Source organism: Burkholderia sp. Ac-20392 (assembly GCF_017104585.1).
Classification (GTDB): domain Bacteria; phylum Pseudomonadota; class Gammaproteobacteria; order Burkholderiales; family Burkholderiaceae; genus Burkholderia; species Burkholderia lata.
Genome location: NZ_JAAGPB010000356.1, coordinates 1 through 9,344 on the forward strand (window position 1 = coordinate 1; position 9,344 = coordinate 9,344).

A 9,344-nucleotide genomic window follows, 5' to 3' on the forward strand; every position below is an offset into this window, starting at 1 on the left:
ACCAGCCGCTCGCCGCTCAGGTAGCCCGCGATGGCCGCCGCGTCCGGCTCGCCGGCCGGTTGCCCCGCCGCGTGCAGGACGGCCCCGATGCCGGACGCCGTCGCACCGCTGCGCGGATGGTAGTGAAGCCGGTCGAAGCCGAACAGGTCGCGCGTGCCGACGATCATGGATAACGAGCCTTCAAGGAGTCCACTTCAATGCGTTTGAGGATGCGATGCGGCGCCACCGGCGCGCTGCCGCCCTGGCAATGCAGGCACGCTTCGAGCGGCGCCTCGCGTTGCAGATAGGCAAGCATCGCGTCGAGCATGTCAACGTCGTCGCGCAGCGGCAGGCCGTCGGATTGAAAATCCTTCTCGCCCTTGTAGAGCGTATGGAAATGCGCCGGCCGCGTGCAGGTGTAGAACATGCCGTCGCGAATCATATGGCAGCGCTCGCGGATCCAGCAATCGTGATAAAGGCGCTGCGCTGCGTCGCGATCGGTGCCGGGCTCCGCGCGGTTCATCGTCGTGAACACGTCCTGCACCTTCCAGTTCAGGCGCACGTCGAAGCGTGCGGCCTGGCGCTCGATGTGCGCGACCAGGTCGGGCGACAGCGACGGCTTCGGATAACGCGAGATCGTCAGCGCATCCACCGCCTGCCAGAACGCGTCCGTCATCTCGCCGAGCTTCAGGCCGTTCGTCGTGACGGAGATCACGGGCGCGATGCCCGTGACGCGCACGCGCTGGACGAGTTCGACGAGCGCCGGATGCAGCAGCGGTTCGCCACCGACCAGCTTGAACATCCGCGGGCGCAGCACCTTTGCCGCCTTGCGCAGATCGGCCTCGAGCGATTCGGGGCTCGCGTACCACTCGGGCAGCAGCGGCGACAGCGAGCAACATTCCGCGCAGGTCAGGTTGCAGTGATCGACGATATGCGCTTCCAGCGAGCGCGTCAGCACGCGCCCGTCTTCGACGCGGTAATCGCGATCCAGCGGCGGCGGAAACACATGCTGCCGCTCGGCCGGCGGCGTCGGATTCGACATCCGGTTCAGATTCGCATTCACTTCAGCGTCCTGCTTCGATGCAACGGGAAAAGAAATCGACCAGACGGTCGCGCGCATCCACCATCGCGGACGCCATCGTCACCGCGCCGTTCAGATGCGACGCAAAGCGCGAAGGATCGTCGAGCCAGCCTTGCACGACCCAGAGCTTGAGCGCGTGCTGCAGGCACGCGGCATCGACCGCCCATGCGATACGCGCGGGATCGACCGGCCGGGTCCGCCGATAGGCCAGCACGAACGCTTCCGCCAGATGCGGCGCCTCCAGCGGCAGATGATTCAGGCAACGCACCAGCTCGTATTCGCGCGGTGCGCCGATCGACGCTTCCCAGTCGAGGATGAGCGGCGGCAGCGTGCCCGTGAACAGATAGTTGAACTGGTTGTAGTCGTTGTGGATCGGGTACTGCGGATCGTCGGCGGGAAACGCGTCGATGCTGCCCGGATAGAAGCGGTCGAGCATGCGCAGCGCGAGATCGACGTAGCGGCGCAAAGTCTCGGCGCTATCGTTCGAGCGTGCGCGATCCAGTGCGTCGTGCAGGCTGCGGCGCACCGCGTCCGCGTCGATCGCGGTCAGCCGTGCGCGGATCGTGTCGAGCTGTGGCAGATGAAGCTGTTCGAGGCTCGTGTGCAGCGCGCCCAGACTCTCGCCGAGTGCATCCCATTCGGCCAGCGAAAAAGTGTCGTAGGTCCTGAACTGCCCGGTTTCCCAGCGCGTCAGCATCGCGTGAGAATTGGAACCTGTCCACAGCGATGCGCCAGCCACCGTGCATTTCAGCGCCTGCACATGGAAACGCAAATCGCCGTGCGTCTCGAAGTGCGCGAGCACGGCAGCTTCCTTGGCCACACGCGCGCGATGTTCGGACGCGTAGAGCTTGACCGCTACGCCGCCGTCATCGGTCGGCAGGTGCCACACGCGTTCGCCGACCTGGCGCGGCGGCCCGCTTCGGCCCAGCGCATAGGCATCGCGGATCTCTTCGAAGGTCGTGGCGAGCGCGTCCATTCAGATGTGCTCGGCCGGCCCGTATCGATACGGATGGCCGGTCAGGAACGTGTTGTGCCCGACGTAGCGCGCCTTGTACATCGCCGGACGAAACAGCACCGAGGAAGCGTTGTTCGCGATGCCGAGCAGCGGATACAGGTCCTGCCGCACGAAGAATGCGTTGTTGCCCATGTCGTCGCAGCAGACGAGTTCATAGCCCTTCTGCCTGCCGAGATGGACGAGCGATTCGAGGCTCGCGCCGTAATACGTCGAGCCATCCCATTCGTGATCCGGGTTGAAGCACATGACCCAGCGCTCGGGCGGCGTGTAGTACGGGTTGTATTCAATCACGACGATGCGCGGCTGGAATGCCTGCAGGCCGCGCCAGACCCAGTAGTCGTTGCCGTCGATGTCGATCGACAGCAGATCGAATTCGGCGGGCGTGTTCGCATCGGCGAGCAATGTGTCGATCGCGTCGGGTTGAACACGGTCGTGGTGCAGACTGACGCGATCCGCTCCCGCGTAGTGAGCGGCAAGCTTGCCGAAGCGGTATGCACTGCCTTCCACCAGCACGCCGGACCAATCCTGTTCACGTAGCAGCCGCGCGGTGTTGCTGTTGCGCAGGCCGTCGCTTGCGCCGATATCGACGCAGAAGCGGTTGGTCGGCGCGATCCGCTCCATCAGGCGCGACAGGATGCCCTCCTCGGTGCCCTGCGCATACAGGCTTGGCGCGAGGCCGGACAGGTCGAGCGGGAAAGGATGGTCCTGCATCGAGGGGGCGGCTCCGGGTCGGAAATTAAGGGTGGTATTCGGAGCGTAATTTACCTGAAGTCGATTGACGGATGGAAACGGGGATGCGCGACGCTGCCGTGCCTTACCGACACGGAAATGAAAAAGCCCGCATCGACAATACTGTCGATGCGGGCTCGATGCGCTTCTGGCGGCTTCGCGCCGCTATGCGCCCCGGCTGCGTCTACTGCCTGGGCAACACATGAACGGAAGCGTCAGGACAATTACTCCTGCCCCTGACTCGTCAGGAACTCCTCGTAATTGCCACCGAAGTCGAACAGCGTGCCATCCGTACGCACTTCGATGATCCGGTTCGCCAGCCCGCTCACGAACTCGCGGTCGTGCGACACGAAGATCAGCGTGCCTTCGAACTGCTCGAGCGCGATCTGCAGCGACTCGATCGACTCCATGTCCATGTGGTTGGTCGGCTCGTCCATCAGCAGCACGTTGTGGCGGCCGAGCATCAGCTTGCCCCAGATCATGCGGCCCTTCTCGCCGCCCGACAGCACCTTCACCGACTTCTTGATGTCGTCCGACGAGAACAGCAGGCGGCCCAGCGTGCCGCGCACCATCGTTTCGTCGTCGCCGTCCTTGCGGTACTGGTCGATCCAGTCCATCAGCGTGATGTCGTTCGGGAACTCTTCGTACGTGTCCTGCGGCATGTAGCCGACATTCGCGTTCTCGGACCACTTCACCGTGCCGTGCTCGAGCGCGAGCGCGCCAAGCAGCGAACGCAGCAGCGTCGTCTTGCCCGCGCCGTTCTCGCCGATGATCGCAATGCGCTCACCCGGCTGCACCGACAGGTTGAAGTTCTGGAAGATCGTGCGCTCGTACTTCTTCGTGATGTCTTCGGCCACCACCGCAACGTTGTGCAGCTTCTTCTCGAACTCGAAGCGAATGAACGGGTTCTGGCGCGACGACGGCTTGAATTCCTCGATCTTGATCTTGTCGATCTGCTTCGCACGGCTGGTCGCCTGGCGGGCCTTCGACTTGTTCGCCGAGAAGCGGCGCACGAAGTCCTGCAGTTCCGCGACACGTTCCTTTGCACGCGTGTTCGCCGCGGCCTGGCGCTCGCGCGCCTGTGCCGATGCGAGCATGTAGTCGTCGTAGTTGCCCGGCCAGACCTTCAGCGTACCGAAGTCCATGTCGGCCATGTGCGTGCACACCGCGTTCAGGAAGTGACGATCGTGCGAGATGATGATCATCGTCGAGTTGTACTCGTTGAGCGTGTGCTCGAGCCAACGAATCGAGTTGATGTCGAGGTTGTTGGTCGGTTCGTCGAGCAGCAGCACGTCCGGCTTCGAGAACAGCGCCTGCGCGAGCAGCACGCGCAGCTTCCAGCCCGGTGCGACGTCGCTCATCGTGCCGGTGTGGAATTTCTCCTCGATGCCGATGCCGAGCAGCAGCGCGCCCGCGCGCGCCTCGGCGTCGTAGCCGCCGTATTCGGCGAACTTGCCTTCGAGCTCGGCGGCGTGCATGTAGTCGTCGTCGGTGGCTTCCGGGTTCGCGTAGATCGCGTCACGCTCGGTCATGGCGGCCCACATCTCGGTGTGGCCCATCATCACGACGTCGAGCACGCGCACGTCTTCGTACGCGAACTGGTCCTGGCGCAGCTTGCCGAGACGCACGTTCGGCTCCAGCGCGACGTTGCCGGCGCTCGACTCGAGGTCGCCGCCGAGGATCTTCATGAACGTCGACTTGCCACAGCCGTTCGCGCCGATCAGACCATAGCGGTTGCCCTCGCCGAATTTGACCGAGATATTCTCGAACAAGGGCTTCGGCCCGAATTGCATCGTGATGTTGGCAGTAGAAAGCACGGCAGGTCCCGTTAAAGGATAAATCGACGGAAAACCGTGTATTTTAGCAGGTGTCGGAGAAACTGCCGACCACGCCGTTCCGCCAGCGCATTTCAGCCCCCCTGGCCCGCCGCCCGGCGGCCCGCCAATACGACGGCGCGCGCCGCACCGCCGCCTTACCGGAATCCTGCATGCTTGCCAGCCAGCTTCGCGAACAACTCGTCGGCGCGTGGCGCCTCGTGTCCTACGAAGTCCGCCCCTGCGACGGCAGCGCGGTCGCCTATCCGCTCGGTCGCGACGTGCGCGGCTGGCTTCTCTATACGCGGGACGGCTACATGTCCGCCCAGCTGATGGCCGCCGGCCGGCCGCCCTACGCGATCGGCGACCCGCACCACGGCGCAGACGACGCGTGCGCGGCAGCCGCGCGCGGCTACATCGCCTATTCAGGCCCCTTTCAGGTCGCCGACGACGGCACACTGACTCACGAAATGGACGTCAGCCTGTTTCCGAACTGGGTCGGCAACATCCAGCAGCGAATCGCCGTGCTCGACGGCGATCGCCTGCAGCTCGGCCCTGCGGCTCCGGTCCGGATCGACGGCCGGGAAGTCGAAGTCCTGCTGCTCTGGGTGCGCGCGGGCCGCTGACGCCCCGTCACTTGCCGACTTTCGCCGCCGCCCGCTGCGCCGCCTTCGCATTCATCTGACCGAACAGCTCCGAGCACGGCACGTCGCGGTTGTTGCTCGGCGCGATCAGCGGAATCAGCGCCGCGAACGGGTTGATCAGCCCGAGGCCGATCATCGCACCGGCGCGCAGCGCGAGCGCGCCCGCATCGACGCCGACGTCCGGGTTCTTGAACGTGCCCTTCGCATACAGCGGCGAGCGCAGCGAGAAGATCCGGAAACCCTTCGTGTGTGGGTGGATCTTCAGGTTCAGCGTTTCGTCGCGCAGGCTGATCGGGCCGTCGACGTTGATCAGCGCGTCGTCCGTATCGAGCGCGAAGACTTTCGGGTCAAGGATCCCGTTGGTCGCGACGAAGTCGATCGCCGCGCAGTTGATCTTCACGTCGTTGTTGCCGAACAGCTTCTCGTAGACGACGTTCGCGACGTTCAGCCCCGCCGCTTCCATCAGCAGGCGGCTGATGCGGCCGTCCGTCACGAGCGCCTTCACTTCACCGGTCGACGTCGCGGCCAGCGCGGCCGGCGAGTTGCCGGTCGCCGACAGCGACGCATCGCCGTTGATCTCGCCAAGCGCCGACTGCATGACCTTCTGCGCCGGGAACAACTGCTTGAGCTTCAGGTGCCGCGCCGCCACCGTGAAGCGGCCCTTCAGCGGCGCACCGCTGCCGTCGAGATGCGCGGTCGTCGCGAGCGTGCCGCCCGCGACACCGAACTGCAGCGGCTCGAGCGACAGCACGCCGTCCGTCATCACGATGTGCGTGTACAGGTTGGTGATCGGCAGGTCCGAACTCTTGACCAGCTTGCGGCCCGTGAACTTGACGTCTGCATCAAGCGCGCGCCAGCGATCGGTGCGGAACGTCTCGACCGGCAGCACGCGGCTCGACGGCTGTTTCGTCGTGTCGCCGCGCTTGGCCTTGCTCGCGGCCGTATCCGCGCCGATCACCGGCGCGAGATCGGAGAACTGCAGCAGGTTCGACACGAGCTCGCCCGACAGCTTCGGTCGCGGCTCGCGCTGCTCGTAGGCAAGCGTGCCGCCGAGATCGCTGCCGCCGACGCGACCGTTGAAGTTCTCGTAGCGGAACGTGCTGGCCTTGCGCTTGAAGTTGCCGATCAGCCGGCCTTCCGTCGCGTAAGGCGGCGTATCGGGCAGCGTGATGCCGGTCAGCTGGTAAAGGTGCGACATCGACGTGCCCTGCAACCACAGTCGCAGGTCGATGGCCGCGAGATGCATCGGATCGGTCAGCGTGCCGACGATCGCGAGCCGCGTGTCGCCGGCCTTCACGTCGGCCTGCAACGGGAACGGCCGCGACGCGTCCTGGATCGCGAGCACGCCGCCCAGCTTGCCGGTGCCGCTGATCGGCACGTTCTTGTAGCGGCCGTCGACCTTCAGCCCGAACGCATAGGTCGGGCCGGACGGCTTCGCGGGCGCCGCGACGCTGCTTGCGCCGCTTGCACCAGACGCGGCAGCAACAGCCGATGCCGAAGAGGTAGACGAGGAAGACGAAGCCGACACCACGGCAGACGCGGCCGACGCCCCCGTTGCCGACGCCGCACTCGCAGCCTGCGCGGCGGAAGCGCTCGACGCGGCCTCTGCGTTGGCCTTCGCGCTCAACTGCGCAGCACCATGCTTGCCGACACGCTGCGCCGAAGCCGCGCGCGACGTCTGCTCCTGCTCCTTCAGCACGTCGCCGAGCGGAATCGGCTGCCCGAGCGTATCGATCGCGACGGTCAGGTCGGCCTTGGTGATCGCGTCGCGATACGTGACGGTGCCCTTCGCGAAGCCGAAGCTGTCGAGCCGCACCTTCCACGGCGACGGCTGCGACGATTGCTTGAACTGGAAAGTCCACGTGTTGCGGCCGTCGGCCAGCCGTTCGAGGTCGATGGCCGGATTCACGACGTCGATCGACGGGATCACGATTTCATGCGCGAGCAGCGGCAGGATCGCGAGATCGAAGTGCGCGGCATCGAGCGTGACGAACTTGGGCGTCTTCGCCCAGTCGGGGTTGCCGATCTCGAGCTGCGTGGCCGTCAAGCTCGGCCAGGGTACCCAGGCGCGCCAACCGGTTTCGCCGTCGGGGCGGCGCCAGCCGACCTTCAGGTCGCCGTTGATCGCGAACGGGCGGCCGAGTGCGGCTGTGACCTGTTCGTTGACCCAAGGCTTCGCGCGATTCCAGTCGAAGGCGAAGAGAAAGACGCCGGCCGCCGCGATGAGCACCGCGATGATACCGACGATCCATGCAGCCGATTTGCCGATGGCTCGGGTAAGCGTCATGGCGGTTCCGTTGTTGTTCTGAAATGTTGCCGCACCATGCCGGGCCGCTTGCGTGGACGAACGGCGCACGACACCCGCGGCTTTTCAATCGGTATTATGACGCACGCCATGGTGACGTTTCGGCGCCATTAACGCTTTTTTTCATTTGTGACATGACAGCCCCCACCGGCCTCATCGATGCAGAGCGCATCACGCGGCGCGATGCCAGCAGCGGCAAGACCCTGCTCGCCCCGACCGATTTCAGCCTCGCGGCGGGATCGCGAATTGCTATCACCGGGCCGTCCGGGTCGGGAAAGAGCGTGCTGCTGCGCGCGCTCGCGCTGCTCGATCCGCTCGACGGCGGCCACATCCTGTGGCGCGGCAAACGGATTCGGCGCAATGCGATCCCGCGTTACCGGCGCAGCGTCGCCTATGTTCGCCAGCGCCCCGCGCAGATGGACGGCACCGTCGAATCGCAGTTGCGCTATCCGTATTCGCTCGCGATCTATCGCGACGTTGCGTTCGATCGTGCACGCGCCGAAGCGCTCGCCGCGCAGGCCGGCCGCGGCCCCGACTTTCTCGACAAGCGCGCGAGCGACCTGTCGGGCGGCGAAGCGCAGATCGCCGCGCTGCTGCGCGTGCTGCAGCTCGATCCCGACGTGCTGCTGCTCGACGAGCCGACGTCCGCGCTCGACCCCGAGTCGGCACGCGCGATCGAGGCGCTCGTCGGCGCATGGTTCGACGCGGCGCCCGACGCCCGCGCGTACATGTGGATCTCGCACGATCCGGCCCAGGCCGCACGGATCGGCACGATGCGGCTCGTGATGCAGGCCGGCGTGATGCACGTGGCCAAGCCGACGGAGGCAACGCAATGAGCCCCGCACTGCAGGACCTGAGCCTCGTCGACGTCGGCATCGCCGCCGCGCTCGTCGCGGTCAACGGCGCGATCTCGATGGCCCTGTCGCTCGGCCTCGGCCGCAAGCTCGCGCTCGCGGCCGTGCGCACCGTCGTGCAGTTGCTCGCGATCGGCTACGTGCTCGGCTGGGTATTCGGCCATCCTCACTGGTACGTCGTGCTGCCGCTCACCGCGCTGATGACGCTGATCGCCGGGTTCGCCGGCGCGGGGCGCGGCAAGCGCACGTATCGCGGCCAGCGCATCGACAGCATTGCGTCGATCTGGTTCAGCAGCTGGTTCGTCGCGGCGGTCGGCCTGTTCGTCGTGATCCGCATCCATCCGTGGTACGCGCCGCAATACGCGATTCCGATCCTCGGGATGATTCTCGGCAATACGCTCACGGGCGTGTCGCTCGGCGTCGAGCGGATGATGGAAGAACTGACGGCGCGCCGCGACCGCGTCGAAACCGCACTCGCACTCGGCGCGACGCGCTGGGAAGCCGCGCAGGACGCTGCGCGCCAGGCCGTGCGCGCCGGCATGCTGCCGACGCTGAACCAGATGGCCGTCGTCGGCGTCGTGAGCCTGCCGGGGATGATGACGGGCCAGGTGCTGGCCGGCCAGTCGCCGCTGCAGGCCGTGCGTTACCAGATCGTGATCATGTTCCTGATTGCCGCGGCCTCGGCGCTCGGCACGGTCGGCGCGGTGCTGATGACCTATCGCCGGCTGTTCTCGGCCGATCACCGCTTTCTCGCAGCACGGCTCGAAGAACGCGCGCACTGACATGCAACGTCACCGCGCGATGCGTTCGCGCGGGTCGCCAGTCAGCGCATGCTGCGGCGCTTGCCGAGCGCCTGCCGCAACGCGCCCGCGATGTCCGCGTCCGAGAGCGGAAGAGCACACGTCGGAAACCCAGCCACCAAT

Annotated in this window: 9 protein-coding genes and 1 pseudogene; 4 read left to right on the forward strand and 6 right to left on the reverse strand. The window is 66.0% G+C overall.

The window, feature by feature from the left end:
- The 4 genes and pseudogenes from G3N99_RS42600 to G3N99_RS28585 form a co-directional block, all read right to left on the reverse strand.
- A pseudogene (locus G3N99_RS42600) lies at window positions 1-167 on the reverse strand (asparagine synthase); the annotation flags it as partial.
- A complete protein-coding gene (locus G3N99_RS28575) occupies window positions 164-1,042 on the reverse strand; it encodes a 4Fe-4S cluster-binding domain-containing protein (RefSeq protein WP_206124062.1) in 879 nt (292 codons plus the stop codon). The gene G3N99_RS28575 and the pseudogene G3N99_RS42600, both read right to left, overlap by 4 nt.
- A 1-nt stretch (window position 1,043) precedes the next feature.
- Complete coding sequence (locus tag G3N99_RS28580) at window positions 1,044-2,036, reverse strand: phosphotransferase (protein ID WP_206124063.1); 993 nt, start codon at window positions 2,034-2,036, stop codon at window positions 1,044-1,046.
- Window positions 2,037-2,786: an FkbM family methyltransferase gene (locus tag G3N99_RS28585; protein ID WP_206124064.1), complete on the reverse strand. Its 750-nt coding sequence runs from the start codon at window positions 2,784-2,786 to the stop codon at window positions 2,037-2,039. It abuts the gene before it with no gap.
- Window positions 2,787-2,869: 83 nt separating this feature from the next.
- On the opposite strand from G3N99_RS28585, the gene G3N99_RS28590 reads away from it, so the two are divergent.
- Window positions 2,870-3,010, forward strand: coding sequence for a hypothetical protein (locus G3N99_RS28590; RefSeq protein WP_174933815.1), 141 nt, complete (start codon window positions 2,870-2,872; stop codon window positions 3,008-3,010).
- An 18-nt stretch (window positions 3,011-3,028) separates the two neighbouring features.
- Here G3N99_RS28590 and G3N99_RS28595 read toward each other — a convergent pair whose 3' ends face one another.
- The gene (locus G3N99_RS28595; protein ID WP_011352218.1) at window positions 3,029-4,621 is read right to left on the reverse strand and encodes an ABC-F family ATPase; all 1,593 of its coding nucleotides are present in this window, start codon (window positions 4,619-4,621) and stop codon (window positions 3,029-3,031) included.
- 170 nt (window positions 4,622-4,791) lie between these two features.
- On the opposite strand from G3N99_RS28595, the gene G3N99_RS28600 reads away from it, so the two are divergent.
- Window positions 4,792-5,244, forward strand: a complete 453-nt coding sequence (locus G3N99_RS28600; RefSeq protein ID WP_174933856.1) for a lipocalin-like domain-containing protein — start codon at window positions 4,792-4,794, stop codon at window positions 5,242-5,244.
- Between the two features lie 7 nt (window positions 5,245-5,251).
- Here G3N99_RS28600 and G3N99_RS28605 read toward each other — a convergent pair whose 3' ends face one another.
- A complete protein-coding gene (locus G3N99_RS28605; RefSeq protein WP_174946447.1) occupies window positions 5,252-7,549 on the reverse strand; it encodes an AsmA family protein in 2,298 nt (765 codons plus the stop codon).
- 152 nt (window positions 7,550-7,701) lie between these two features.
- Here G3N99_RS28605 and G3N99_RS28610 point away from each other — a divergent pair, with 152 nt between their 5' ends.
- The gene (locus tag G3N99_RS28610; protein ID WP_174986111.1) at window positions 7,702-8,403 is read left to right on the forward strand and encodes an ATP-binding cassette domain-containing protein; all 702 of its coding nucleotides are present in this window, start codon (window positions 7,702-7,704) and stop codon (window positions 8,401-8,403) included.
- Complete coding sequence (fetB, locus tag G3N99_RS28615; protein ID WP_174916961.1) at window positions 8,400-9,203, forward strand: iron export ABC transporter permease subunit FetB; 804 nt, start codon at window positions 8,400-8,402, stop codon at window positions 9,201-9,203. Before G3N99_RS28610 ends, fetB begins: the two co-directional genes overlap by 4 nt.
- Window positions 9,204-9,344 lie beyond the last annotated feature (141 nt).